This is a genomic window from Mycobacterium sp. OAE908, from assembly GCF_017872775.1.
Taxonomy (GTDB): domain Bacteria; phylum Actinomycetota; class Actinomycetes; order Mycobacteriales; family Mycobacteriaceae; genus Mycobacterium.
Genome location: NZ_JAGGJL010000001.1, coordinates 908,930 through 932,215, shown reverse-complemented (window position 1 = coordinate 932,215; position 23,286 = coordinate 908,930). Strand labels below are relative to the sequence as shown.

The window sequence follows — 23,286 nt, the reverse complement described above, 5'->3', positions numbered from 1 at the left end:
TCGAGACTCATGCGCTTCGGCTTCTTCATCCCGCAAGGCTGGCGGCTCGATCTCGTCGACATTCCGACCGAAAAGCACTGGCAGGTGATGCGCGACCTGGCTGTCTACGCGGACAGCAGTGCGTGGGACTCGGTGTGGGTCTACGACCACTTCCACACGGTGCCGGTGCCGACACGCGAGGCCACCCACGAGGCGTGGTCGCTGATGTCGGCCTACGCGGCGACCACGTCGCGGGTCAAGCTCGGCCAGATGTGTACGGCGATGGGCTATCGCAACCCCGTCTATCTCGCCAAGGTGGCGGCCACCGCCGACATCATCTCCGGCGGCCGGGTCCAGATGGGCATCGGCGGCGGTTGGTACGAGCACGAGTGGAAGGCCTACGGCTACGGCTTCCCATCGGCGGGTGTCCGGCTTGGCATGCTCGACGAGGGTGTGCAGATCATGCGCGACGCGTGGCGCAAGGGCGAAGTCAGCCTCGACGGCAAGCATTATCAGGTCGACGGCGCGATCGTCGAGCCAAAGCCGTTGCAGGACGGCGGTCTTCCGCTGTGGATTGCCGGCGGCGGTGAGAAGGTGACGCTGCGAATCGCCGCGAAGTACGCGCAGTACACCAACTTCACCGCCGAGCCGGACGGTTTCGCGCACAAGTCGAAGGTGCTGGCCGACCATTGCCGCGACGTCGGAACCGATTACGACTCGATCGTGCGGTCGGCCAACTTCAACGCCGTCGTCGCCGAGTCGGAGGCCGACGTCGCCGACCGGGTGGCACGGGTGCGGGACAGGGCGGTCTCGGTGGCGCCCGCGGCCGCCGTCGACCCGATGCTGTCGACGGTGACGTCACCGGACTCCGCCAGCGGCACTCCCGAGCAGATCGTCGAGAAGCTGAAGCGGATGCGAGACCTCGGTTGCGAGTACGCGATCCTGAACTTCCCGGAAGCCGCCTACGACCGCTCCGGCATCGAGTTGTTCGAACGAGAGGTCATCCCCGCGCTCAGCTGAGCGGCGAAATTGATGCGGGGTGGCCGTCCGCTGCGCTGTTAGCCTCACTGAGGAAAGGGTGGCCAGCGCATGGGGATCTTCGACGTCGTCGAAAACGTCTACGACTTCGTCACGGACGCGGCGGGCAAGGTCAAAAACGCCGCACAGGTGGTGGAGTTCGTCGCGAAGCGGGCCAAGCTCTCCGACATCGCAGACGTCGCGAAAAGTGTCGGAAAGGCTGCGTCGCCACTGCATATCGCGCCGACGCCGGTTCTGGTCGGCGGCCAGAAGGTGATTGCAGGCATGCTGTCGACCGTCGGCGAGGGTGATCCCGAGGCGGGTGAGGAATTCGGCAACGGCTCGCGCGCCTTCGACGATCCCAAGAAGAGCCTTGCGGATGCGCACCCGGATTCGTCGTGGGAGGGCGGCCCCGCCCCTGCGGCATATGAGCGACGCGTCGGCGAGCAGGAGAACAGGGTCGCCACGCTGGCCGACGCCGATGGCCAGATCGCGTCGATTGTGAGCCGTGAGGCCGGCGAGCTTGTCGAGACCCGTCGGGTTCTCAATGGGCTGCACAACTGGCTGGCCGACTACGGCGAGTACACCCAGACCCTCGGTGTCATCCCTGAGGTGGGGAAGGCCATCCAGATGCAAGCCGAGATGTTGGCTGTCGGAATGGCTTTGAAGGATGCCTCGGCGAAGATGTGGGAAATGCACAACAACGCCAACGCCAACGCCGCAGCGGTGCATGCTGCGATTGCGATGTATCAGCAGGTGAGTACTGCTGCGACGCAGCAGGATTCGGTCGGCGACTTTGATCCGGCGCGCTAGGTCACGGCAGGAGGAGACTGATGACAGACGGTGAAGAACGGCGAATCGCCGCCGCCGCTATTCGCAGCCTTGCTTCGCATCAGGACGAGGCGGCGCGTGGGATCAGTTCGGCGGTCATGGCAGTGCAGGGTGTCGGCGACAACATGACGAAGACCCACGGCCTGATCTGCGCGGTGACGAGCGCCGCGGTAACGGTGGCCGAAACCGAGCGCGCGACGGCAGGGAACCGCACCGCGGGAGTCAGTGCCGAACTTGCTGCGAAACTGCGTCACGCCGCCGAGAAGTACGATGAGACCGATCTGGCGGAGAAGCAAAAGTTCGACAACCAGATGCCACCTCGCTGAGGGAGGGCCGTGACCGACGACGACGATTACTCGGCGCTAGAGGCGCTTGACGAATACATCCCCGCGCCCGAAGACGGTGTGGAACAAGAACTTTCGTCGCCGTTGTACACCGTGACGAATCCGGCGAGGACGGTGTCGGTCACCGTGTGTCTGGACGGCAGGGTCGATCACGTCGAACTCGCACCCAAGGTCACGGACATGACGGAACGCGAACTGGCCGACGAGATCACCGTCATCGCCGATCTGGCGCGCCAGAAGGCCCGGTCGCAGCTGCACACCTTGATCGTCGAAGGGGTGCGCGTGATGGGTTACGACCCGGCGATCATGCGTGACGGCCTGCGGCGCGAACTGGATATGCCGACCCCGCAGGAAGCGGCCGCTACTGCGGCAGAGGTGTTCGCATCCCGATACGCCGCTGATCAGAGCACAGACCGTTGAGTCAAGCCGGTGACGCCTGGTACTGCAGGATCAGCCATCCAGCGTCGCTGTTCGTGACAACAACGCCGAGGTTCAGACTCACCGTTTCCCTGTCCGGGTACGCGAAGTCAGCCCGAACGTAGCCGACCACCAATCCTGTTGCCGGCCTGCGGGTTTCGAGGATCCGGTAGCTGACCGTCATGCCCAGCGGTTGGCTGGCGTAGTACTCGGTGACACCGTCGCGGCCGACACTGTACGGCCGCAACCCCTGAAAGACCGCGTCTTCGGTGAAGACCGCCGCCACTTGCTGCGGCTCGTGTGCGTCTATGCCCGCCTTCCACTGATCAAGGACGGCGCTCAGAATGTCAGTGTCCTGCACTTTGACCGCCGTCCACGTGCAGGATCTCGCCGGTGACGAACGGCGCCTGCTCGAGATAGAGCACAGCGTCGACGACATCGTCGATCTCGCCGAGGCGGCCGACCGGATGCAGTGCCGCCAGCGCGTCATAGGAGGCCGGTTCGTGCATCGGCGTGCGGATCACACCGAGCGCCACTGCGTTTGCGCGAATGCCGCGGTCTGCGTATTCGATCGCCAACGCCTTGGCCGCGGCGTTCAGCCCACCCTTGGTCAGCGAGGCCAACGCCGAGGGCACCGCGGAATTCGCGTGGTCCACCAGGCTGGTCGAGATGGTCACGATATGACCGCCTCCGTCTCCCGACAGCATTGCGGCCACCGCGGCGCGCGAAACCTCGAAGAACCCACGAAGATTCACTCCGGTGACGGCGTCATACTCCTCGTCGGAGTATTCGGTGAACGGCTTGGAGATGAAGACCCCGGCGTTGTTGATCACGGTGTCGACCCGGCCGAAGCGTTCGACGGCCGCATCGACGACGCGCTGCCCGACGCCAGGCGCTCCGATGTCACCGGCCACCGTCACCACCATCGGGTCGTCGCTCTCGGCGATCGTGCGGGAGTTGGCCACCACGGCGTATCCCAGCTTGCGGTAGGCCCTCACCAGGCTCTCGCCGATGCCCTGGGAAGCACCCGTGATGATGGCGACGCGTTGCGAACTGCTCATTGTCCGATCCCTTCGTTCTGTGGACGCACGCTGCAACGCCGGCCGAGTCCGGGTCGATGCTCGAACGATACGACCGGTTCACTCTCTGGTGGTAGGCGTTGCCTACTAGGCTTGCCTCGTGGAGCTGCGCCAACTGCGCTACTTCGTGACGGTCGCCGAGGAGCTGAACTTCGGCCGTGCGGCCGAGCGGTTGCACATTGCGGGTCCGTCGCTGTCTCAGCAGATCAAGGCGCTCGAACGCGATCTGAAGGTCAGCCTGTTCGACCGGGACCGCCGCTCTGTGGCCCTGACGGCCGGCGGGGCGGCGCTGCTGCCGCACGCCCGCGCACTGGTGGAACAGGCCGACGCCTTGCGTCGACGTGCCGCTGGTCTGGTCGCGTCGGAACCGGTGCGGATCGGATACGTGAACTGGTGTCCCACCGACTGGGCGGAACGCGCCGCCGGGGTGGCGCAGTTGCGCGTCGACACGTGGGTCATGCCCTCGCATACCCAGGCCGCGCGTGTCGCCGACGGAAGTCTGGACCTCGCGATCTGCTGGGTCCAGACAACGGATCTCGAGTCGCTGGACCTCGACGCACGCCTCATCGGCGTTGACGAGCTCTATGCGTTGAGCGTCGGCTCGGACACGTCACCCGTCGACGCGAAGGACACCCTGGTGCTGGTGGACGCCGACGAGGCCACCTGGTCATCGTGGAACCGCTACGCCGAGCAGTTCGCTGCCGACACCGGCGCGAGGGTCGTGCGCGTCGACGACGGGGGCGTCACCGGGCACGACTTTTTCGAGCACATTCGTCGGCTCCGCAAGCCGGTGCTCAACAACCCGAAGGGGCAGAACGCACCTGCGCCCAGGGGTTTGGCGCGCCGCCCCGTCGTCCATCCGACGCCGGTGTGGACCTGGTCGCTGGTCTGGCGCCGCGACGACGATCGTGCCGCGGTGCGCGCTGTCGTCGACGAATTCACCCGCGACGCGCCAGAACTCGTTGATCAAGGGGACTGGCTTCCGGCCGCTGATCCCCATCGGCCGACGGGAAACCCGGCCGAAGCAGACCGGCCACGATAGCTGCCAGCAGTACGATCAGCGCGGCCGCAAGCAGTGCGTGCGAAAAGCCGTGGCGCAGAAGCGGTGTCACCGCGACCGGGCCAATGATCTGGCCGACGGAGTATCCGCTGGTCAGCAGTGCCACGGCACCGGCGAAGCCGAGCAGCCGCCCCGCGGCAAGGGCCATCGTGCTGACGCCGATGAAGGTGGCGCCGAACAGGATTGCGCCTACCAGCGCTGTGACCACACCGGGCGCCAGAGCGGGCAGCGCGATACCGAATGCCTGCAGCAGTAGCGCGCCCGCGAGCAGCGTTGGATGCGACCACCGCCTGCACAGCCACGCCCACAATGCGGCCGATGGCACCGCGGCCACGCCGACGACGAGCCAGGCGCCGCTGCCGAGCCAACCCGGTGAGTCCTGTCGGATGGCCGCTACCAGGAATGTGCCCGCGATGATGTACCCGATGCCCTCAAGGCTGTAGCTGACGAACAGGACGACGAACCAGACGCGCCCTGTCGTCCGGGGCTGCGACGCTGCGGTGGCCGCGGGGTGCGAACTCCCGCGCATCGTCCACGCGCAGGCCCCGAGCACCGCGGCCAGCGCCGCCGCCATCCACCACGCACCCTGCCAGCCCGCGGTGGCGGGCATCGCCAACACCAGCGCACCCGAGAGCGCGATGCCGAGTCCGACACCCCCGAAGCCCCAACCGGGCAGATGGGGCGGCAGGTGATCCATCATCGAGTTGACCGCGATGACGAACACCACCGCGCTGGCGAACCCAGCGACCGTCCGTAGCAGCAGCCAGCCAATTGTGTTCGGCAGCAATGGCATTGCGGCCAGGGTCGCCACCAGCACGGCCAGCGATACCCGCCACGCAACCGACGATCGGGCCAGCCGCGGAGACGCCGTTCCCGCGAGCGCACCGGCAAGGTAGCCGACGTAGTTCGCCGTCGCCAGCGCGCCCGCCGCTTGCGGTGTGAGCGCGGCCTGCGCCGTCATCAGCGGCAGGATCGGGGTGTACGCGAAGCGCCCGAGGCCCATCGCCGCGCCCAGCCCCGCGGCGCCACGGCCGACGTGTGCCCAGTGCGTGTGCATTGCCCAAGGGTGCGTCGGTGCGGTGCGTTGGCGCCACGACCGAATTGCTCTCAGCTGGGAGGCGCTTCCTCACAGCGGGGCCCGGCCCGAAGTGAATGAAGGGTAACGCGAAGCCAACGAAACTTAACGGCCCGGTGAACCTGTGGAGTCGCTGACGTTTCAAACCTCTGTGAGGATTCCTACGTGTTATCGATTCCACGCGAGGTCGACCTCGAACCCCACCGTCCGGTGTGGGTGCCCCGGCCGCACCTCGTCCGGCAGCGCGCCGACACCTGGGCGCGGCCGGCGCATCCCGCCGATATCGCGCAGGCGCGGCTGTTCGACGCCGTTCTACTAGGCGAAATCGCCGAGCTGGAAGAGCTCGTCGCCTCGATGGAAAAGCGTTGGCTGCGGCGATGTGAACGTGGCATCGATGATCCGAACCGGCCCCCGGAGAACTTGGTTCGGATGCGCGGCCGCGTCGCCGAGGCCCAGGAGTTGCTCGACGCGTTGCGTGACCGGTTCCCGTCAGAGTGAGCCTGCGACCGAGATCCGCTCACCGTGAATCAAACTGACGAAGCCCACACTCCGGTCGCGGCGGCCTCGCGGGCGTAGTCGGCGAAGTCCTTCGGTTCGCGTCCCAATGCGCGCTGAACCCCGTCGGCGAGTTCTGCCTTGCTGCCGAGCACTTCGGTGAACAGGTGGTTCAGCAGCCAGATGAAGTCTTGCGGCAGACCGTATTCCGTGAGCATCGAGGTGTAGTCCTCGATCGGCACCGAGGCGAAGTTGATGTGCCTGCCTGCGGCCGCGCCGATCTCGGCCACCGCGTCGCCGAAGCTGAGCAGGCGTGGACCGGTCAGCTCGTAGAGCTGGCCGGCGTGGCGGTCGTCGGTCAACGCCGCCACCACCACGTCGGCGATGTCATCGGCGTCGACGAACGGCTCCTGGACCTGATCGACCGGCAGTGTGACGGTGCCCGCCCGCACCTCGTCGAGCCACGCGCCCTCGTCGAAGTTCTGCGCGAAGAACGCGCACCGCACGATCGTCCACTCCAGTCCGGAGGCCATCACGACGCGCTCGGCTTTCTCGGCCTCGGCTTCGTTGCGGCCCGACAGCAGCACCAGCCTGCGGACGCCTGAGTCCTTGGCGAGTTCGGTCAGCGCGCCGACGGCGCCGACCGAACCCGGGACGGCCAGGTCCGGGTAGTAGGTGACGTAGACCTTGTCGACGCCGGCCAGCGCCGACGCCCAGGTCTGCGGGTTGTGCCAGTCGAATGGGATGTCGGCCGACCGCGAGCCGCACCGGACAGCGACGCCGCGCTGTGCCAGTTGATCGACCACGCGCTTTCCGGTCTTGCCGGTGCTGCCGATGACGAGAATGGTTGTGTTGGTCATATCTCGAATTCAACGACCCGGATTCGAGACGATCCATGGCCAGGACGCTCGATGGCATGTTCAATCGTCTGGAAGGGGATGGGCGATGGAGAAGATCTCACTGACTGCACTTGCCCGGCAGCACCTGGAGTCTGCGCGTGCGGCCAGTAGCGGACGCAGCGCCCATACCGTCTACGGCGGCCACGAACATGCACTCCGCCAGACGCTGATGGCCATGACCGCCGGCAGCACCATGGACGATCACGAAAGTCCGGGTGAGGCGACGCTCGAGGTGCTGCAGGGCAGGGTGCGCGTGACGAACTCAGCATCAGGGTGGGATGGCTCCCCGGGCGACCTGATCGTGCTGCCTCGCGAACGACACGGCTTGCATGCCATCGAGGACTCGGTCGTGCTACTGACCGTGTCGAAACCCGTTGGGCCGCATACTTAGACGGGCATCGAACAGTCCAGTAGCTGCCCCTGGCTTTCGATGTAGGCGAGTGAATGTTCGATCATCCCGCGGGTGATACCACTGAGCACGATCATGTGCGGCGAATAGCTGAGTAGACGCTCACCGTCGAACTGCGCGTCTCCGCCGAACTGCGCCAGCAGTTCGGGGGTGGTGAAGTAGCACCATCGCCGTTGGCCGTCGGAAAACTCCAAAACGACCTCCGGGCTGATACTGCCGTCGAGTGGATCCTCTGTGGTCATTCGCACGAGCTTGACCACCGGCTGACCAGTCAGGTCGAAACAGTAACTGGGGAACCAACGCTTCCTGCCGTTGTCGCCACGCACCTCGACTTGGCCCTTATCGGCGTCATGGGTCAGGATCGCGTACTCGTTGCCGAAAGTGAGGGCCCCGGCGTAGACGCCGACGCTCACGCACGTAGCCGTGTCGGGGGCTGGGCGGTCCATGGCACTCAGAGATCTCGCTGGTGCGTCAGCACGTTGATGACGTTGCCCGCCGCGTCGGCGAAGAAGAACCGCCGCACTCCCCAGTCCTCGTCGCTCAGTGGATGCACGATTTGCAACCCCGCCTCGACGGCCGCCGCATAGGCCGCGTCGACGTCGTCGACCTCGATCGACACGTTCGGGTTGACCGGTGCCGTCTTGTCCTTGGTCATCAGGCTGACCTGGTGCCGAAGTTGGCCCGAGTCGTCCGGTTCGGCCAGCGTGACGATCCAGCCGAGGTTCATCACCTCGCGCAGTCCCAGCACAGCTTGGTAGGCGCGGGCCGCTTCCAGGTCCGGCACCGTGAGGACCGGCATGACGCGACGAACGGTCATATCGCCGGGCCCAGCAGGTCGTCGGCGTCCTTGATGACATAGCCGTAGCCCTGCTCGGCGAGGAAGCGTTGCCGGTGTGCGGCGTATTCGGCGTCCAGGCTGTCGCGGGACACCACCGAATAGAACACCGCGCCGCCGCCGTCATGCTTTGGCCGCAACAGCCGTCCGAGCCGCTGCGCTTCCTCCTGCCGAGACCCGAAGGTGCCCGAAACCTGAACTGCTACCGAGGCTTCCGGCAGGTCGATGGAGAAGTTGGCGACCTTCGAGACGACCAGGGTGGAGATCTCACCGCGGCGGAACGAGTCGAAAAGCGCCTCGCGTTCGGCGGTCTTCGTCGAGCCCTGAATCACGGGGGCACCCAGCTCCTGGCCCAACTCGTCGAGCTGATCGAGGTACGCACCGATCACCAGCGTCTGCTCGCCCTTGTGCTTTTCCAGGATCGACTTCACCACCGCGATCTTGGTGTGCACCGTCGAGCACAGCTTGTACCGTTCCTCGGGCTCGGCGACGGCGTAGAGCATCCGCTCGTTGTCGGTCATCGTGACCCGCACCTCGATGCATTCGGCCGGCGCAATCCAGCCCTGTGCCTCGATGTCCTTCCACGGCGCGTCATAGCGCTTGGGTCCGATCAGCGAGAACACATCGCCCTCGCGGCCGTCCTCGCGGATCAGGGTTGCGGTCAGGCCGAGGCGCCGCCGGGACTGCAGATCCGCCGTCATGCGGAACACCGGCGCGGGCAGCAGGTGCACCTCGTCGTAGATGATCAAGCCCCAATCGCGGCTGTCGAACAGCTCGAGGTGGCGGTATTCGCCCTTGGTGCGGCGGGTGATCACCTGGTACGTCGCGATGGTGACGGGCCGGATTTCCTTCTTCTCGCCGGAGTACTCGCCGATCTCTTCCTCGGTCAGCGACGTGCGGTTGATCAGCTCGCGCTTCCACTGCCTGCCAGCCACGGTGTTGGTCACCAGGATCAGGGTGGTGGCACCGGCCTTGGCCATCGCCGCCGCGCCGACGAGCGTCTTACCCGCGCCGCACGGCAACACCACCACACCGGAGCCGCCCTCCCAGAACGAGTCCGCGGCCATCTCCTGGTAGTCGCGTAGGTGCCAGTTCTCCTGGTCCAGCGCGATCGGGTGCTTCTCGCCGTCGACGTAGCCCGCCAAATCCTCTGCGGGCCAACCGATCTTGAGCAGCATCTGCTTGACGCGGCCGCGCTCGCTGTTGTGCACGATCACGGTGTCGTCGTCGATACGGGCGCCGAGCATCGGGGCGATCTTCTTGTTGCGCAGCACCTCTTCGAGTACCGCGCGGTCGAGACTCACCAGGCACAGGCCGTGCGCTGGATGCTTCACCAGCTGCAGGCGGCCGTAGCGGGCCATCACGTCGACGATGTCGACCAGCAGCGGCTGCGGCACCGCGTAGCGGGAGAAGCTCACCAGCGCGTCGACGACCTGTTCGGCATCGTGGCCCGCCGCGCGCGCGTTCCACAGCGCAAGGGGGGTGATGCGGTAGGTGTGGATGTGCTCCGGCGCGCGCTCCAACTCAGCGAACGGGGCGATCGCGGCGCGCGCCGCGCCGGCCAGCTCATGGTCGACTTCGAGCAGCACGGTCTTGTCGGACTGCACGATCAGGGGGCCATCGGTCATGCGCGATCCGCCTGCGCTTCTCGCTTGAAGGTCATTTTGTCCATTATCCAGGCCCGGCGGACACCCGACCGTTCAGTGCTTGCCCGCAGCCAGCGGACCAGGCCCGCCGCCCCCACTGGGCAGGGCGATCTTGGCCGCGCCGGGCGTGCCGACCTGGCCGGCCAGCCACGGCAGCGAGTCCTTGAAGACGTCCATCGCAAACGGCCAGTCGTGCTTTCCCGGCGACGCGACGACCGCGCAGGCGATGCCGTTGGCCTGGCCCAGCTTGCACAGCGAGTTGGCGGCATCGGTCTGGTCACCGGGATTGCCTGCCGCGTCCTGACCGCCGAGCCCGACCGCGTTCGGATTGCCGTAGCCGCCCTTGCGCGGCGTCGGGGCGTCCGAGGAGATCGCGAACCAGCCGGCCACGCCCTGGTAACGCCCGTGCTTGTCGATCACCGTCGTGGGGTCGTAGACGGCCCATTTGGCGGCGTCCCCGCCGTAGATGCGAGCGATGGTCTGTTCCTTGGTTCCGGCGTTGGGACCCATGTCGCCTGCGATGTCGACGAACGTGCTGAACAAGTCCGGATGCATCACGGTCAGGTCTACCGCGCAGGTGCCGCCCATCGACCATCCGACGACGCCCCAGTGGTCGGCTTGCGTGCCGAAAGTGGTTGCCACGTAAGGCGGTACGTCCTTGGTCAGATGGTCGGCCACATTGCCGCGCGGCCCGTTGACACATTCGGTGTCGTTGTTGAACGACCCGCCGACGTCGACGAACACGAACACCGGCGCGTTGCCGCCGTGCTCGGAGGCGAAACGGTCGATCGGTGCGATCGCGTTGCCGGTGCGCGGCCAGTCGGACGGGGTGTTGAACTCGCCCGCGATCATCATCACCACCGGCAGCTTGGGGGCATTGGCGGCGAACCAGGCGGGCGGCAGGTACACGAGCTCGGTGCGGTGTTTGAAGCCCGACGCGTCGGCGGGAATGGTCACCGGCACCAGCGCCCCATGCGACACGCCGCCCTTGCCGCGCATCGCCATCACGGTGTTCAGATCGGTTTCGTCGGGCAGCGGGCCCGCGGTCAACTCGTTCCAGGCGGCCTGAACCGTGGGGAAGTAGCCGACCCACAGGTTCAACGCCACGCCGGCACTCAGCAGACACAGCGGAATGGCCACCAACGACACCGTCCGACGCCACCACCGGCCGCTGCGCCAGCCGAGCGCCGCGACCGCCACGGCAAGGCCGGTCAGGCCGACCCAGATCCACAACGAGGACGGCGCCGGGTCGCCTGCCATGCCCTGGGAATCGATGAACCAGTGCGTCCACGCCGCCGCGATCAGGCCGACGGCAACTGCCACCGGCAGCCAGACCAGGCGCCACTTCCGCGACCGCCAACCGATCGCGAGCAGGAGCACGACCGCGGCCACCGCCCACACCGTCGGCGGCAGCCACCCGTGCAACAAGGACAGCCCGTGCCGGTAGCCGGCCGGCGCTTGTGGTGCCTCGCTTAACAGCGTTGTCACACAGCCATATTCACCAACGGTCCTGTGAGGATGCTGGCCCGAAGCTGTAAGAACTATCCGGCGTCGGCCGCCACCACCGACGTGACGCGGTGGATCGCGAATTCGCGCACGCGGCCGGAGGCCGGATCGTAAGCGGTCAGCTGGCCGCCCCGGACATTGATCGGTGCCACCACGCGCTGTGTAGCCACGCCGGCGGGGTCGACGTAGCCGATCACCACCGACGACTGATGGTGGGCGGCCTCTTGCAACTGTGAAATCGCGACCGCGGGGTCCAACCGCACGTTCCCGAACGACGTGGAAGCCACCTTGCGCAGCACCGCGACGATCGCGCCGAGTGTCTGGTTGGTCGGCGTCGGCGGTCGATGTGCGCGGCGCCGTCCCGGCGGTGCGGGCACGCGGGCGCCGCGGGCGCGAAGGTCGACGATCGTGCCGGTCGAATCCTCGGCGGCTGGTGCGAATCCGGACTCACGCAGCGCGGCGAGCACCTCGGAAATCGGGGCTTGAGACACCGCGACCGTCGGCGCGAGCAGCCGCATCTCCAGCTGATCGGCCGCGGGCGCCGAGACGGCCTGCGCAAGCAGTGCGGGGTCCTCGCAGCGAACAAAAGACTGCGCCATGCCAACCCGCAGCTGGCCGTGCCTGCGTGCGACGTCGTCGATCAAGTAGGTAAGACCTTGCGGCACAGGTGTTTTCGAGTGCTTGCTGAACAACGCATGCAGCTCGCTTGCGGTGCGGCCGGTGTCCAGCGCTCGTCGGATCGACGCTTCGGTCACCCGGTACACCATCGCCGCGCCAGCCGATTCGACCGTCGCGACAGCAGCCAGTTGTTCGGCCAGGTCGCGTTCGAGTGGTCCGGGAACGATGACCGTCAGGTCGGCCTGCAGCAGGAAGTGGTCGATGGGCGCGGGCAGCGCCTTGTCCATTGCGGCGATGACGTCATCGGCCGGTTGCTCGGCGAGCAGCTTGCGCGCAGGCGACGCGATCGCACCGCGGCCGACCATGCCCAGTGCGTGCGCCTCGGTCAGCAGATCCTCGACCGGACCGGGTTGCAGGCGCGCCGCCCAGCGTGGACGCCGCCACCTCATCGCTTGCGACGCGGAGGCGGCGTCGACTCCTGCACCAGCGGGCAAGTCGGTCAATACGTCGAGCAGCAACCGGCGGTCGAGCGGGGCGGCGGTCGAGAACAGCGAATCCGACAGTGCCGCATAGGGTTTCCCGTCGGGGCCCCGACCGCCGACCAGGCTCGGCCTGCCAGGCAGGTCCAGCCAGGTCGATGCCAGCAGGTGCCATTTGGAGCCTGTCGGCGCATCGACGAACCGGTCGGCGGCCACCGTCGGCGCCCAGTACGGGCCGACACCGCCGTCGTGCGGGTCGGGTTCCGGCATCCCTGCTGCGATCAGCCCCGCGGCCGCCGACACCTCGAGGATCAGCCCGAGCCGTTTCTCGTCGATGCCGGTCACCTTGGTCAGCCGTTTGACGTCGCGCACGCCCAGCCCGCCGCTGCGAAGCTCGGGAACCGGTGTGGCGCCGAGGGTTTCGAGCACCAGCTCGACCTCGCGAAGCAGATCGATCACCGCGCCCGCGGCGACCGCGTCGACGTCGGCGGCCGTCGTGGTCGACACCGTCGGGTCGGGTTGCGTCAGATGAGTCGGCCCTGGCTGCTCGCCGCGCATCACCTGGCCGACCAGCCGCGGCAGGATTACGGTCTCCTCGTCCACCTGACGCAGCAGCCCGGCGGCCAGTAGCCGCTGCACGGGCCGGTCCGGCGGCGTGCCAGGGGCGGCATCGCGGGTGCGGCCCATCGGCGAGCCCTCGAGCAGCCGCTGCAACAGTTCGAGTTGCGGACCGTCGAGCGCCTCGAGCCGGGCGGGGATGTCGGTCTGTTCGCCGTGTTCGAGCACGGCCTGACCCGGGTACCAGGGCAGGCCGGCCGAAGCTTCGGCCGCCACGCGCACGGCGTCGTCACCCCACACCAGCGCGCGCTCGCGAAGGTCGGCGACGGCGGCAGCGACGGCGTCCTCGCTCGCGCGGTCCCCGATCAACGCCAGCAGCTTCGACAGCGGGACCGCGGCGGTGTCCGCATGCAGCACGAGCAGCCCGTCGAGCACCGCCAGGCGCAGGAAGTCGAGTCCGTCGGTAACCGCCTTGACCGACTGCCGGGCCTGGGCACGCGCCGCCAGCGCCGCGATCGTGCCGGGCGGCGGTTGCGTCAGGTCGGGCCGCAGCTCGAGCAGCCGGATCAGCCGCTCGTCGTCAAGCTCGGCCAACCAGGCGCCAAGCGGGACGCCCGGAGAAGTTTCGGTCATCGCTGACCAGCGTAAAGGACCCTGCCGGTGTCGCCACTGGTCGCGGCGCCTGCCACAATGTCCACGTGGCTGACAACAAGGGCAAAAAACAGTACGTCGACCCGGGCTGGCCCGCGCTCGACGGCGATGAGGATCACGCGGTCAGCGAGCTGGCCACTGACCGCACCGGTGCGCTGTCGCCATTCGGTGATCTGGCGTTTCCGCAGCCGGCCGACGAGCTTCCGTACGTTCACCCCGTCACGGTGGTCAACAAGTAGCGGTGTCCGACCCCTCGCGTCGACTTACGCACCTCGACGAGTCGGGCGCGGCGCACATGGTCGACGTCACGGCGAAAGACGCCACCAAGCGCACCGCCGTCGCCGCGGGAACCTTCCGCACGACAGCTGAGGTCGTTGCGCTGATCGCGTCCGGCGGGCTGCCAAAGGGCGACGCCGTCGCGACCGCCCGAATCGCAGGCATCCTGGCCGCCAAGCGCACCAGCGACCTGATCCCGCTGTGCCACCCGCTGGCGCTCACCGGAGTCGACGTCGACTTCGACATCGGCGACGACACCATCGCGATCACCGCGACCGTGCGCACCACCGACCGCACCGGCGTCGAGATGGAGGCGCTGACCGCTGTCAGCGTCGCTGCGCTCACACTGTTCGACATGATCAAGGCCGTCGACCCCGCCGCCCGTATCGATGACATCCGGGTGTTGCGCAAGGAGGGCGGCAAGACCGGCCCGTGGACCCGATGATGACGCGCTCGGGCCGCGTGGTGATCGCGTCGACGCGCGCGGCGGCCGGGGTCTACGACGACCGCACCGGGCCCGTCATCGTCGACTGGCTCAACGCCAAAGGCATCGCGACGCCGGCACCCGTCGTGGTGCCCGACGGCTCGGGTGTGGTCAAAGCGTTGTTCGCCGCGATCGGTGAAAACGTCGACGTGATAATCACTTCCGGCGGCACCGGCATTTCGCCGACCGACCGCACCGCCGACGCCACCGCGGACATCGTCGACTATCAGATCCCCGGCCTAGCCGACGCCATCAGGCGCTCAGGCCTGCCGCACGTGCCGACCTCGGTGCTGTCGCGCGGCGTCTGCGGTGTCAGGGGCCGCACGCTGATCGTGAACCTGCCCGGCTCGACCGGCGGCGTCAAGGACGGTCTCGGCGTGCTCGACGATGTTCTCGAGCACGCTCTTGACCAACTCAGCGGTAAGGACCACACCCGATGAAAGCCGTCGTGCTACGCGTCGATCTGACCGAGCAACCGATCGAACTGTCGGATTACGAGGCGCTGGTTTCGCACGAATCTGCCGGAGCCGTCGTGGGATTCGCCGGTGTGGTCCGCGACCATGACGGCGGCCGCTCCGTGACGCGGCTGGAGTATTCCGCGCACCCCTCGGCGCAGCAGACTCTCGCCGACGTGGCTGCCGAGATCGCGGCGGACAGTCACGGTGTGCGCGCCATCGCGGTCAGCCATCGCATCGGCACGCTGCAGATCGGCGACGCGGCCCTGGTGGCCGCGGTCGCCGCGGACCATCGGGCAGCCGCATTCGAGACGTGCGCACGGCTGGTCGACACCGTCAAGGCGCGACTACCAGTGTGGAAGCACCAGTTCTTCGCCGACGGTTCCGACCAGTGGGTGAACTCGGCCTGATCGCTTAGGCAGGCGGCAGGATCGGTGCGCCCGGTGGCGGCGGCGGGACCGGAGCCCCCGGCGCAGGCGGCGCGGCCGGATCGGCCGGGGCGACCGGCACGTTCGGTCCGGGTCCCTGGTCCGGGTACGGCGTGTTCATCCCGCGCTGCGACAGGCCCATGATCAACGCTTCTTTACCGCTGATGTCGTGGTTCTGGACCGCCTGCCACAAATCCTTGAGGTAGCTGACGTTCGGGCTGTCGTTGCCGTTGGCAGCGGGATCCATCGTCGAGCCGGGCGGCGGTGCGTCCGGGCTGGCCAGATGCGGGACACCGTCGGGCAGCGTCGGCAGCGCCGCAGGCACCGCTGCGGGATCGGTCGTCGCCTGGTTCGCGATGTCGTACGCCTGGCCGGGAATGTTGACCGCATTGAGCGGGGCCAGGGGATCCGGCGCGGGTGCCTCAGCGGCCCCCGGCGCGGGCGGCGCCGGGGGAGCCGGTGGGGCGGGCGGGAGCGGCGGCAGTACGGGGTCGAGTGGCGCCGGCGCGTGCAGCGCCCACACCTCGGGCTGATCGGCGGGTGCCGGGGCATCAGCGTGGTCCCAGTTGTCGGCCAGCGCGACGGTCGAGTCATCGACAGGCGGTGCATCGACGGGCGGTGGCGGAGGCAGCGGCGCGTCCAGCGAAGCGTCGATGATGGGGGCCTGCTCGGGAGCCGGCAGCGGCGCATCCAGTGGCGCGGCGGGCGGTGCATCGGGGGCCGGGGCGGACAGCTCGTCGATCGGCGCGGACTGCGGCGGGGGCGGGGGAGCGAACGGATCGATCGGCGGGGGCAGCTCGCCGTTGACGTCGGGGTTGTCGAGCGGCTGAGGCTCGACCACATTGCGCGGCGTCGAGCCGGACAGTCCGCGGCCGCACACGGGCCATGCGCCCTTGCCCTGGCTCGCGAGGACGCGCTCGGCGACCGCGATCTGCTCTTCCTTGGTGGCCATGTTCGCAGACGGCGCGTACTGGCCGCCGCCATGCGAGGCCCAGGTGCTCTGCGAGAACTGCAATCCGCCGTGATAGCCGTTGCCGGTGTTGATGGCCCAGTTATTGCCGGATTCGCACTTGGCGACCTGATCCCATTCGCCATCGGTGGCAGCGCCGGCCTGCCCGGCAAGGGCGAGGCTTCCACTTCCGATGACGGCGCCAGTGAAGGCGATCTTCGCGACGTTTACTGCCGATGCAGTGGGCTTGCGGTGCCGTCCACTCATAGGTGCGTTAAGTCCTCTCGTATGGGCGCCTACGAGGTCAGCTGTCGGGTTCGGGCTGGAGAGGTTGCCCGGCCGTGTTGGACACGGCTTCACCCCAAGGGGCCGCAAGCGGCTCCTGATCCTTCTGTATTTCGGTGGACCGGTGGGTCCCCCGCCTCCATCCAGAGTTGTTCGTCGTTGTCCCGTGCCCAACGGATGGAGCTCGGCGCTGTTGGGCACGGCAGGCCAAACGATTACGGGTCGATGGCTTGGGACTGAACGCTAACGGGTCGCGTAGAGCACGTCACCTTTTGACGAGCCCGGCGATTCGGCGTCAAGCTAATTCTAAAAAGGCTCTAAATCCCCAGGACGCCAACGCATTTCCGCAGGTGCATTTTCACAGGTAACGGTCTGTGGTCATCTTGTGACCATTCCGTTATGTGACGCAAATCACGCTTATCCGCCGGCGAACGGGGGAAGAACATCGAGCGTCGCAGCGTCACTCAGCGTCATTTCCAAGTCCCGCACCGCAATTCCGTCGCACAAGTACGAGCAACGGCTCAACACTTTCGCGAGGTCGGTACTGCGCTCAGCCAGGTTCTGCACCAGCATGCGGACGGTGGTGCCCGGTGCGATTCCGATGATCTCGTCGTCGAAGCCGGCAGCGGCACGCGCCGCGGCGAAGTAGCGGACTGTCACCTTCGCGCTCACGTCAGCCGCCGATCGCGCTCATCGGGCGGTCCGGCTGTACGAAGTCCGGGTCGTTGATGCCGTGGCCGGCTGCCTTGACCCACATGGTGGCGCGCCACGCCGCCGCCAATGCGTCGTCGTCGGCGCCCGCACGCATCAGGCGCCGCAAATCGGTCTCGTGCCGGGCGAACAGGCAGTTGCGCACCTGACCGTCGGCGGTGAGCCGGGTGCGATCACAGGCCGCGCAGAACGCATGCGAGACCGAGGCGATGATGCCGACCTTGCCCTTGCCCCCGTCGACCTCCCACAACTCCGCGGGGGCCGAGCCGCGCGGTGCCGGGTCCGGCTGCAGGTCGAAGTGTCGGCGTAGGGCGGCCAGCACGTCGTCGGCGGCGATCGCCCGGCCGCGCTTCCACTCGTGGCCCGCATCCAGTGGCATCTGTTCGATGATGCGCAGCTGGTAGCCGTTGTCGATACAGAACTGCAGCAGCGCGACGGCGTCCTCGAGCCCGGTTACCGGATCCAGCACGGCGTTGACCTTCACCGGGCTCAGCCCGGCAGCCTTCGCGGCCGCGAGCCCTTTTATTACGTCGTGCAGGCGGTCACGGCGGGTGATGCGGGCGAAGCGTGCGGCGTCGACGGTGTCGAGGGAAACGTTGATCCGGTCGAGCCCGGCCTCTGCCAGCTTGGCGGCGCGTTTGTCGAGCCCGATGCCGTTGGTGGTCAACGTGATTTCGGGCCGGGGCGCAAGGGCGGCGGTCGCGGCGACGACGTCCTCGAGGTGCTTGGCCACCAACGGCTCGCCGCCGGTGAACCGAACGCTGGTGATGCCGAGCCTGGTGACCGCGATGCGCAGCAGCCGGGCCAGCTCGTCGGCACGCAACAGCTGTTCGCCCGGCAGCCAGTCGAGGCCCTCGGCGGGCATGCAGTAGGTGCAGCGCAGATTGCAGCGGTCGGTCAACGACACCCGCAGGTCGGTGGCGACGCGGCCGAACGTGTCGACCATCGGTCCGTCGGTCGGCATGCCCCGCACGGGGCGCTGCACCGACGGCACGCCGAGTTCGGTGATGGTCATGCGGCGGCTCGCATCGGGGTGTTGAAGGAATCGACCGGCACGATCTCCTTGCCGAGCGGGAACAGCGAGACCGGGACCAGCTTGAGGTTGGCCAGCGCCAGCGGAATGCCGACGATCGTGATCGCCATGGCCACCGCGGTGATCACGTGGCCGATGGCCAGCCAGATGCCGAACAGGATGAGCCAGATGACATTGCCGATCAGTGCGCCCGGCCGCGGCCCCGGCTTGTCGACGATGGTGTTGCCGAACGGCCACAGCGCATAGAGCGCGATGCGCAGCGCGGCGAATCCGAACGGGATCGTGATGATCAAGACGAAGCAGATGAGCGCGGCCAACAGGTAGCCCAACGCCAGCCAGAGACCGCCGAAGACCAACCAAACGATGTTCAGGATCAGGCGCATCTTTCCTCCAGCGGTGCTTTCAGCCTACCGATATAAGGGGGTGCTGAGCGCCGAGGGCGCCGAGTAGGATCACCTAAACGCGTCCCGGCGCAGGCGGGACGCTTTGCTATGTATCCCTATGTAGTCGTTTCCGTCAGAGACAAGCAGGTGAGACCAGTGCCGACCGGCCGGGTTAAGTGGTACGACGCCGAAAAGGGGTTCGGCTTTTTGTCGCAGGAGGAGGGCGAGGATGTCTACGTCCGGTCCTCGGCACTGCCCGCTGGCGTAGAGGGACTCAAGGCCGGGCAGAAGGTCGAGTTCGGCGTGGCCGCCGGCCGGCGTGGCCCGCAGGCGTTGAGCCTGAAGCTCATCGATCCGCCGCCGAGCCTGACGCGGACTCGTCGCGATGCCGCGGCCAGCGAACACAAGCACACCCCCGACGAATTGCACGGCATGGTCGAGGACATGATCACGCTGCTCGAGGGCACGGTGCAGCCCGAGTTGCGCAAGGGTCGCTACCCCGACCGCAAGGTGGCCCGTCGCGTCTCCGAGGTCGTCAAGGCCGTCGCTCGCGAACTCGACGCATAGGGGCCACCTCGCCGAGTGTGGGCTTGACACACGCTTGGCGGCCGCGGCGCGTGCATTAACCCCACATTCGCGGGCATCCTGGTGGCATGGCATATGTCGCCGGTGGCGGTGAGTTCAACCGTGACACCAACTACATCACCACCCGCATCACGGCCGACGGCCGCGATGGCTATCCCGTCGAACCGGATCGGTACCGGCTGGTCGTTGCCCGGGCCTGCCCGTGGGCCAACCGCACCATCATCGTGCGACGCCTGCTCGGCCTGGAAGACGTTCTCTCGATTGGCTTTTGCGGCCCCACACACGACGAGGACAGCTGGACGTTCGATCTGGACCCTGGCGGCGTCGACCCGGTGCTGAAGATTCCCCGGCTCAAGGACGCCTACCTGAAGCGTTTCCCCGACTACGAGAAGGGCATCACGGTGCCCGCGATCGTCGAGGTGGACACCGGTGAGGTCGTCACCAACGACTTCGCGCAGATAACTCTGGACTTCTCCACCGAGTGGACGAAGTTTCACCGCGAAGGCGCTCCGCAGCTGTACCCGGAAAAGCTGCGCGCCGAGATCGACGAGGTCGCCCAGCGCATCTACACCGAGGTCAACAACGGCGTGTACCGCTGCGGCTTCGCGGGGTCACAGGAGGCGTATGACAAGGCCTACGACCGGTTGTTCACCGCGCTCGACTGGCTTTCCGAGCGGTTGGCGAATCAGCGTTATCTGGTCGGCGACACCATCACCGAGGCCGATGTTCGGCTGTTCACCACCCTGGCCCGCTTCGATCCGGTGTATCACGGGCATTTCAAGTGCAACCGCCAGAAGCTGGCCGAGATGCCGGTGCTGTGGGCCTACGCGCGAGATCTGTTCCAGACGCCTGGATTCGGCGACACCACCGATTTCGTACAGATCAAGCAGCACTACTACATCGTGCACAAGGACATCAACCCGACACAGATCGTGCCCAAAGGACCCGACCTATCCACATGGTTGACGCCGCACGGCCGGGAAGCGTTGGGCGGCAAACCGTTTGGTGAGGGAACACCGCCCGGGCCGACGGTTGAGGGTGAGCGGGTGCCGGACGGCCACGGGGCCGGCTAGCGTCACCTGTGGTGCAGGTAGGCCGACAGCGCCAGCAGAATGACGATCGCCGCAAGATATGCCACGGTCTTGATCGCGGCGCGCCGGTTTCGCCGCGCCATCTCGCCGGCGGTGTGATCGTCGGCGATGTGGTCTTGCAGACCGAACCTCTCAATCAGCCCAAGCCATTCCGCTTCGGTGACCACATACCCGGGTCGGTCCGAGCGATCGACGGCATCGAGCCAGCCGTACCGGTACTCACCCCAGTCGCCCTTCATCCGGTCGGGCTTGATTCTCAGCGGTGCCAATCCCGGAACGGTCACCACCAGAACGGATTCGGTGACCGGGTCCACCTCACCGCCGCCGTAGGTGTATATCGCAGGGACCGCGGTCACCTGTGCGAGTGGAGCCGAGGCGATGAGCTCACTCGTCGTCGGGTCACCGACCCGGACGACGTCGGTTGCGTCGATCTGCACGACGAGCGGCGGGGGTGTCGCCTTCGTCCACAAGTTGCCCAAATGACGCTGCGGAAGCGGGACAAGCTCATAGACGTGATCCTGAACCACGCAGGCAAGCTAGCACCGGCGCGTCTGCTACCGATCCCAAATCGTTCGCACGGACCATTCCGCGTGCGGCACCGGGAACTCGTTGCCCGCCTCGTCGCGCACCAGCGTCGGCAGTTGCACGGCGATACCGAACAGCCTGCCGTGATGCGGATCCACGGTGGGGATGGTGACAGCGAGCTTGGTCTCCGGTCGGAACTCGTCGACGGCATCGCCGCCCTCGTACGAGCGCACCAAAACCCATGGCGCACGGGCGATCTCGGCTGGCACCGATAACTGAACGGCGTGACGCGGGTCGACCCGCAGCTCGCCGTCGGTCTTGGGGGTGTCGCAATTGGTGGGGTTCAGCACCTCGCAGTACCGGTACGGTCCCACCCGCACCAGCTGGCCATCCGAATAGGCGCTGATCTCGGGATGGTCCGGCCGCGGCTGGCTGGCGAGGTGCCACACCAGCACGCCGGTGAGGACGGACGCGACGATCGCAACGATCGCCAGCGCGGCGACAACGCGTTTCACTCCGGCGCCACCGCCGCGCGATCCGGCCTGCCGCCCTCTTGCTCTGCGAGCACCGGACGGTTCCCGCCGAAGCCGGGAATCAGCGACTCGCCGAAATAGCTCACCACGGTCTGCGCCAACCCGACGATCAGGATCGCGGAGATCGCCGTGAAGCCGACCCACAGATCGGTGTACACCAACACACCGGTGGCGCCGCCTGCCACCCAGGCCAACTGCAGCAACGACTCTGAGCGGCCGAACGCCGAAGCCCGTGACTTCTCCGGCAGGTCGTCCTGCAGCGACGCGTCGAGTGAGGCCTTCGCGATCGCCGCCGCCGCAGAGGTGACCAACGTGGCCAGCGCCGCCACCATCAGCTTGCCGGTCAGCGCGGTCGCCAAGGCGAACGTGGTGACCGCGATGGTGCAGCGCACGACCAGCAGGGCCGGGTATCCGAGCTTCAACCGGGCGGCGGTGAAGTTGCCCGCGAAGTTGCCGATCGCCGCGGCCGCGCCGATCACGCCGAGGATGCGCAACTGCTCCCACCCGCTGGCGTCATGCGACTTCGCCACGAACGCGGGGTACAGGAACAGAAAGCCGACCATCACCTTGATGGTGCAGTTGCCCCATAACGCGGCAATGATGTTGCGGCCCAACGGTTGTCGTGGCTCAGCCGACGTCTTTTGTTCGGGATGGCGCCGCAGCTCGCCGCTGCCCCCGTGGTAGGACAGCGTGGTCGGCACCTCGCCTGCCGTCACCTCGACCCACTTGGGGATCCGCATCGACAGCGCCGCACCGATCAGCGTCACCGCGACGATGACGTACAGCGCGCCGGGCAGGTGCACCAGGCCGAGCAGATACTCCGCGCCTGCGGCGATTGCACCGCCGACCATCGTGCCGCCGAGCAACCCGAACGTCGTCAGCCGCGAATTCACGCGAACCAGGTCGATGCTGGGCGGCAACACACGCGGGGTGACCGCGCTGCGCAGCACGCTGAATGACTTGGACAGCACCATCATTCCGAGCGCGCACGGATAGAGCACCCACGAGGGGTAGCTCCCGGTGATGCCGTCGTAGTTGGCGACAAGCACCATCACGAGCGCGGTGCGCAACACGAACGAGGCGGCCAGCGCGACGCGGCGGCCGTGCTGCAGCCGGTCCAACGCAGGGCCGATCAACGGGGCGATCACCGCGAACGGCGCGATGGTGATCAACAGGTACAGCGCGACCTTGCCCTTGCTCTCGCCGGAAGCGGCGGCGAAGAACAACGTGTTGGCCAATGCGACGGCCATCGCCGCGTCGACGGCGAAGTTGGCCACCACCGGCCACGTCAGCGCGGTCAGGCCGGACTTGTCGGCACCGTCGGCCGTGGCCGCGCGGTGCACCAAACCGTACATTTTCGAACCCATTTCGCGGCTGCGCTGCGCGGCCGCGCGGGTGACCGTGATCTTCTCGCCCGCACCCGCGCCGACGGTGGGCGGCGGGGGAGCCGACGGATGCTCCCGGCCCGAGCGGTCATCGAGCGGCGGCAACCACCGGTTGGCACTGGGCGTCGACGACGAGCGGCGCGGCCGGCGGTAGCCGCCGCCCACATCGGGGTCGCTGGGATAGTTCGCCATCCCGGGATGCTCCCCGTCGGCATCGGCTGGCGGACGCGGCGGGTAATAGCGGTCTTCACGCCGACCCCGCGGG

General features: G+C 67.4%; 29 protein-coding genes. 13 read left to right on the top strand and 16 right to left on the bottom strand.

Annotation, left to right across the window (positions count from 1 at the left end):
* The first annotated feature begins 9 nt into the window (after positions 1 to 9).
* From J3E61_RS04455 to J3E61_RS04440, 4 genes are all read left to right on the top strand, one after another.
* Positions 10 to 999, top strand: coding sequence for an LLM class F420-dependent oxidoreductase (locus J3E61_RS04455; protein ID WP_210082751.1), 990 nt, complete (start codon positions 10 to 12; stop codon positions 997 to 999).
* 69 nt (positions 1,000 to 1,068) lie between these two features.
* Positions 1,069 to 1,809: a hypothetical protein gene (locus J3E61_RS04450; protein ID WP_210082750.1), complete on the top strand. Its 741-nt coding sequence runs from the start codon at positions 1,069 to 1,071 to the stop codon at positions 1,807 to 1,809.
* 20 nt (positions 1,810 to 1,829) lie between these two features.
* The gene (locus tag J3E61_RS04445; protein WP_210082749.1) at positions 1,830 to 2,153 is read left to right on the top strand and encodes an ESX-1 secretion-associated protein; all 324 of its coding nucleotides are present in this window, start codon (positions 1,830 to 1,832) and stop codon (positions 2,151 to 2,153) included.
* A 9-nt stretch (positions 2,154 to 2,162) separates the two neighbouring features.
* Positions 2,163 to 2,591, top strand: coding sequence for a YbaB/EbfC family DNA-binding protein (locus J3E61_RS04440; protein WP_210082748.1), 429 nt, complete (start codon positions 2,163 to 2,165; stop codon positions 2,589 to 2,591).
* A 1-nt stretch (position 2,592) separates the two neighbouring features.
* On the opposite strand, the gene J3E61_RS04435 is transcribed toward J3E61_RS04440, so the two are convergent.
* Complete coding sequence (locus J3E61_RS04435; RefSeq protein WP_192724090.1) at positions 2,593 to 3,027, bottom strand: SgcJ/EcaC family oxidoreductase; 435 nt, start codon at positions 3,025 to 3,027, stop codon at positions 2,593 to 2,595.
* The gene (locus J3E61_RS04430) at positions 2,936 to 3,649 is read right to left on the bottom strand and encodes an SDR family oxidoreductase (protein ID WP_210082747.1); all 714 of its coding nucleotides are present in this window, start codon (positions 3,647 to 3,649) and stop codon (positions 2,936 to 2,938) included. Before J3E61_RS04430 ends, J3E61_RS04435 begins: the two co-directional genes overlap by 92 nt.
* 118 nt (positions 3,650 to 3,767) lie before the next feature.
* On the opposite strand from J3E61_RS04430, the gene J3E61_RS04425 reads away from it, so the two are divergent.
* Positions 3,768 to 4,709 carry a LysR family transcriptional regulator gene (locus tag J3E61_RS04425; protein ID WP_210082746.1) on the top strand — a complete coding sequence of 314 codons (942 nt, stop codon included), beginning with the start codon at positions 3,768 to 3,770 and terminating at the stop codon, positions 4,707 to 4,709.
* On the opposite strand, the gene J3E61_RS04420 is transcribed toward J3E61_RS04425, so the two are convergent.
* Positions 4,606 to 5,784, bottom strand: coding sequence for a YbfB/YjiJ family MFS transporter (locus J3E61_RS04420; RefSeq protein ID WP_210082745.1), 1,179 nt, complete (start codon positions 5,782 to 5,784; stop codon positions 4,606 to 4,608). The two genes, J3E61_RS04425 and J3E61_RS04420, sit on opposite strands and share 104 nt — an antisense overlap.
* Positions 5,785 to 5,967: 183 nt before the next feature.
* Here J3E61_RS04420 and J3E61_RS04415 point away from each other — a divergent pair, with 183 nt between their 5' ends.
* Complete coding sequence (locus tag J3E61_RS04415) at positions 5,968 to 6,300, top strand: hypothetical protein (protein ID WP_192724086.1); 333 nt, start codon at positions 5,968 to 5,970, stop codon at positions 6,298 to 6,300.
* 29 nt (positions 6,301 to 6,329) lie between these two features.
* Here J3E61_RS04415 and J3E61_RS04410 read toward each other — a convergent pair whose 3' ends face one another.
* A complete protein-coding gene (locus J3E61_RS04410) occupies positions 6,330 to 7,157 on the bottom strand; it encodes an NAD(P)H-binding protein (protein ID WP_210082744.1) in 828 nt (275 codons plus the stop codon).
* An 85-nt stretch (positions 7,158 to 7,242) separates the two neighbouring features.
* On the opposite strand from J3E61_RS04410, the gene J3E61_RS04405 reads away from it, so the two are divergent.
* The gene (locus J3E61_RS04405) at positions 7,243 to 7,587 is read left to right on the top strand and encodes a cupin domain-containing protein (RefSeq protein WP_192724084.1); all 345 of its coding nucleotides are present in this window, start codon (positions 7,243 to 7,245) and stop codon (positions 7,585 to 7,587) included.
* Here the strand turns inward: J3E61_RS04405 and J3E61_RS04400 are convergent.
* The 5 genes from J3E61_RS04400 to J3E61_RS04380 all read right to left on the bottom strand — a co-directional run bounded on the left by J3E61_RS04400 (position 7,584) and on the right by J3E61_RS04380 (position 13,880).
* Positions 7,584 to 8,018: a hypothetical protein gene (locus J3E61_RS04400; RefSeq protein ID WP_210082743.1), complete on the bottom strand. Its 435-nt coding sequence runs from the start codon at positions 8,016 to 8,018 to the stop codon at positions 7,584 to 7,586. The genes J3E61_RS04405 and J3E61_RS04400 overlap by 4 nt on opposite strands.
* 38 nt (positions 8,019 to 8,056) lie before the next feature.
* The gene (locus tag J3E61_RS04395; protein WP_210082742.1) at positions 8,057 to 8,422 is read right to left on the bottom strand and encodes a VOC family protein; all 366 of its coding nucleotides are present in this window, start codon (positions 8,420 to 8,422) and stop codon (positions 8,057 to 8,059) included.
* On the bottom strand, positions 8,419 to 10,068 hold the full coding sequence (locus tag J3E61_RS04390; protein WP_192724081.1) for a helicase-associated domain-containing protein: 1,650 nt from the start codon (positions 10,066 to 10,068) through the stop codon (positions 8,419 to 8,421). The genes J3E61_RS04395 and J3E61_RS04390 overlap by 4 nt, the downstream gene beginning before the upstream one ends.
* 72 nt (positions 10,069 to 10,140) lie before the next feature.
* On the bottom strand, positions 10,141 to 11,574 hold the full coding sequence (locus tag J3E61_RS04385) for an esterase family protein (protein ID WP_210082741.1): 1,434 nt from the start codon (positions 11,572 to 11,574) through the stop codon (positions 10,141 to 10,143).
* A gap of 53 nt (positions 11,575 to 11,627) precedes the next feature.
* Positions 11,628 to 13,880, bottom strand: coding sequence for a helicase-associated domain-containing protein (locus J3E61_RS04380; RefSeq protein ID WP_210082740.1), 2,253 nt, complete (start codon positions 13,878 to 13,880; stop codon positions 11,628 to 11,630).
* 65 nt (positions 13,881 to 13,945) lie between these two features.
* On the opposite strand from J3E61_RS04380, the gene J3E61_RS04375 reads away from it, so the two are divergent.
* Genes J3E61_RS04375 through J3E61_RS04360 form a run of 4 tightly spaced genes read left to right on the top strand, consistent with a single transcriptional unit; the run spans position 13,946 to position 15,523 of the window.
* On the top strand, positions 13,946 to 14,137 hold the full coding sequence (locus J3E61_RS04375) for a hypothetical protein (RefSeq protein WP_192724078.1): 192 nt from the start codon (positions 13,946 to 13,948) through the stop codon (positions 14,135 to 14,137).
* Positions 14,138 to 14,193: 56 nt separating this feature from the next.
* Positions 14,194 to 14,619 (top strand): cyclic pyranopterin monophosphate synthase MoaC, encoded by a 426-nt coding sequence (moaC, locus tag J3E61_RS04370; RefSeq protein ID WP_192725174.1) that lies wholly within the window; start codon positions 14,194 to 14,196, stop codon positions 14,617 to 14,619.
* On the top strand, positions 14,619 to 15,098 hold the full coding sequence (locus tag J3E61_RS04365; protein ID WP_192724077.1) for a MogA/MoaB family molybdenum cofactor biosynthesis protein: 480 nt from the start codon (positions 14,619 to 14,621) through the stop codon (positions 15,096 to 15,098). Before moaC ends, J3E61_RS04365 begins: the two co-directional genes overlap by 1 nt.
* Entirely contained in the window at positions 15,095 to 15,523 is a 429-nt protein-coding gene (locus J3E61_RS04360; protein ID WP_192724076.1) for a molybdenum cofactor biosynthesis protein MoaE, read from the top strand. Before J3E61_RS04365 ends, J3E61_RS04360 begins: the two co-directional genes overlap by 4 nt.
* 4 nt (positions 15,524 to 15,527) lie before the next feature.
* Here J3E61_RS04360 and J3E61_RS04355 read toward each other — a convergent pair whose 3' ends face one another.
* The 4 genes from J3E61_RS04355 to J3E61_RS04340 all read right to left on the bottom strand — a co-directional run bounded on the left by J3E61_RS04355 (position 15,528) and on the right by J3E61_RS04340 (position 18,902).
* Complete coding sequence (locus J3E61_RS04355; RefSeq protein WP_210082739.1) at positions 15,528 to 16,757, bottom strand: transglycosylase family protein; 1,230 nt, start codon at positions 16,755 to 16,757, stop codon at positions 15,528 to 15,530.
* Positions 16,758 to 17,192: 435 nt separating this feature from the next.
* The gene (locus tag J3E61_RS04350; RefSeq protein WP_192724074.1) at positions 17,193 to 17,447 is read right to left on the bottom strand and encodes a MoaD/ThiS family protein; all 255 of its coding nucleotides are present in this window, start codon (positions 17,445 to 17,447) and stop codon (positions 17,193 to 17,195) included.
* 1 nt (position 17,448) lies between these two features.
* Positions 17,449 to 18,501: a GTP 3',8-cyclase MoaA gene (gene moaA, locus J3E61_RS04345; RefSeq protein WP_210082738.1), complete on the bottom strand. Its 1,053-nt coding sequence runs from the start codon at positions 18,499 to 18,501 to the stop codon at positions 17,449 to 17,451.
* The gene (locus J3E61_RS04340) at positions 18,498 to 18,902 is read right to left on the bottom strand and encodes a YccF domain-containing protein (RefSeq protein WP_210082737.1); all 405 of its coding nucleotides are present in this window, start codon (positions 18,900 to 18,902) and stop codon (positions 18,498 to 18,500) included. The genes moaA and J3E61_RS04340 overlap by 4 nt, the downstream gene beginning before the upstream one ends.
* Positions 18,903 to 19,058: 156 nt before the next feature.
* On the opposite strand from J3E61_RS04340, the gene J3E61_RS04335 reads away from it, so the two are divergent.
* Together J3E61_RS04335 and J3E61_RS04330 are read left to right on the top strand one after the other, a co-directional pair.
* The gene (locus J3E61_RS04335; protein ID WP_192724071.1) at positions 19,059 to 19,469 is read left to right on the top strand and encodes a cold shock domain-containing protein; all 411 of its coding nucleotides are present in this window, start codon (positions 19,059 to 19,061) and stop codon (positions 19,467 to 19,469) included.
* An 86-nt stretch (positions 19,470 to 19,555) separates the two neighbouring features.
* The gene (locus J3E61_RS04330; RefSeq protein ID WP_210082736.1) at positions 19,556 to 20,560 is read left to right on the top strand and encodes a glutathione S-transferase C-terminal domain-containing protein; all 1,005 of its coding nucleotides are present in this window, start codon (positions 19,556 to 19,558) and stop codon (positions 20,558 to 20,560) included.
* Positions 20,561 to 20,562: 2 nt separating this feature from the next.
* Here the strand turns inward: J3E61_RS04330 and J3E61_RS04325 are convergent, their stop codons facing one another.
* The 3 genes from J3E61_RS04325 to J3E61_RS04315 are packed head-to-tail and all read right to left on the bottom strand — an operon-like array spanning position 20,563 to position 23,213.
* Positions 20,563 to 21,105 (bottom strand): hypothetical protein, encoded by a 543-nt coding sequence (locus J3E61_RS04325; RefSeq protein ID WP_210082735.1) that lies wholly within the window; start codon positions 21,103 to 21,105, stop codon positions 20,563 to 20,565.
* Between the two features lie 27 nt (positions 21,106 to 21,132).
* Complete coding sequence (locus J3E61_RS04320; RefSeq protein ID WP_210082734.1) at positions 21,133 to 21,618, bottom strand: DUF2771 domain-containing protein; 486 nt, start codon at positions 21,616 to 21,618, stop codon at positions 21,133 to 21,135.
* Positions 21,615 to 23,213: an MFS transporter gene (locus tag J3E61_RS04315; protein ID WP_210085428.1), complete on the bottom strand. Its 1,599-nt coding sequence runs from the start codon at positions 23,211 to 23,213 to the stop codon at positions 21,615 to 21,617. The genes J3E61_RS04320 and J3E61_RS04315 overlap by 4 nt, the downstream gene beginning before the upstream one ends.
* Positions 23,214 to 23,286: the final 73 nt, after the last annotated feature.

Excerpts from the sequence above, each read along its gene's own strand:
- J3E61_RS04455 (WP_210082751.1), top strand. The coding sequence starts at position 10 with ATGCGCTTCGGCTTCTTCATCCCGCAAGGCTGGCGGCTCGATCTCGTC.
- J3E61_RS04450 (WP_210082750.1), top strand. The coding sequence starts at position 1,069 with ATGGGGATCTTCGACGTCGTCGAAAACGTCTACGACTTCGTCACGGAC.
- J3E61_RS04445 (WP_210082749.1), top strand. The coding sequence starts at position 1,830 with ATGACAGACGGTGAAGAACGGCGAATCGCCGCCGCCGCTATTCGCAGC.
- J3E61_RS04435 (WP_192724090.1), bottom strand. The coding sequence starts at position 3,027 with ATGTCGTCGACGCTGTGCTCTATCTCGAGCAGGCGCCGTTCGTCACCG.
- J3E61_RS04430 (WP_210082747.1), bottom strand. The coding sequence starts at position 3,649 with ATGAGCAGTTCGCAACGCGTCGCCATCATCACGGGTGCTTCCCAGGGC.
- J3E61_RS04420 (WP_210082745.1), bottom strand. The coding sequence starts at position 5,784 with ATGCACACGCACTGGGCACACGTCGGCCGTGGCGCCGCGGGGCTGGGC.
- J3E61_RS04410 (WP_210082744.1), bottom strand. The coding sequence starts at position 7,157 with ATGACCAACACAACCATTCTCGTCATCGGCAGCACCGGCAAGACCGGA.
- J3E61_RS04405 (WP_192724084.1), top strand. The coding sequence starts at position 7,243 with ATGGAGAAGATCTCACTGACTGCACTTGCCCGGCAGCACCTGGAGTCT.
- J3E61_RS04395 (WP_210082742.1), bottom strand. The coding sequence starts at position 8,422 with ATGACCGTTCGTCGCGTCATGCCGGTCCTCACGGTGCCGGACCTGGAA.
- J3E61_RS04390 (WP_192724081.1), bottom strand. The coding sequence starts at position 10,068 with ATGACCGATGGCCCCCTGATCGTGCAGTCCGACAAGACCGTGCTGCTC.
- J3E61_RS04380 (WP_210082740.1), bottom strand. The coding sequence starts at position 13,880 with ATGACCGAAACTTCTCCGGGCGTCCCGCTTGGCGCCTGGTTGGCCGAG.
- moaC (WP_192725174.1), top strand. The coding sequence starts at position 14,194 with ATGGTCGACGTCACGGCGAAAGACGCCACCAAGCGCACCGCCGTCGCC.
- J3E61_RS04365 (WP_192724077.1), top strand. The coding sequence starts at position 14,619 with ATGACGCGCTCGGGCCGCGTGGTGATCGCGTCGACGCGCGCGGCGGCC.
- J3E61_RS04360 (WP_192724076.1), top strand. The coding sequence starts at position 15,095 with ATGAAAGCCGTCGTGCTACGCGTCGATCTGACCGAGCAACCGATCGAA.
- J3E61_RS04355 (WP_210082739.1), bottom strand. The coding sequence starts at position 16,757 with ATGAGTGGACGGCACCGCAAGCCCACTGCATCGGCAGTAAACGTCGCG.
- moaA (WP_210082738.1), bottom strand. The coding sequence starts at position 18,501 with ATGACCATCACCGAACTCGGCGTGCCGTCGGTGCAGCGCCCCGTGCGG.
- J3E61_RS04340 (WP_210082737.1), bottom strand. The coding sequence starts at position 18,902 with ATGCGCCTGATCCTGAACATCGTTTGGTTGGTCTTCGGCGGTCTCTGG.
- J3E61_RS04330 (WP_210082736.1), top strand. The coding sequence starts at position 19,556 with ATGGCATATGTCGCCGGTGGCGGTGAGTTCAACCGTGACACCAACTAC.
- J3E61_RS04315 (WP_210085428.1), bottom strand. The coding sequence starts at position 23,213 with ATGGCGAACTATCCCAGCGACCCCGATGTGGGCGGCGGCTACCGCCGG.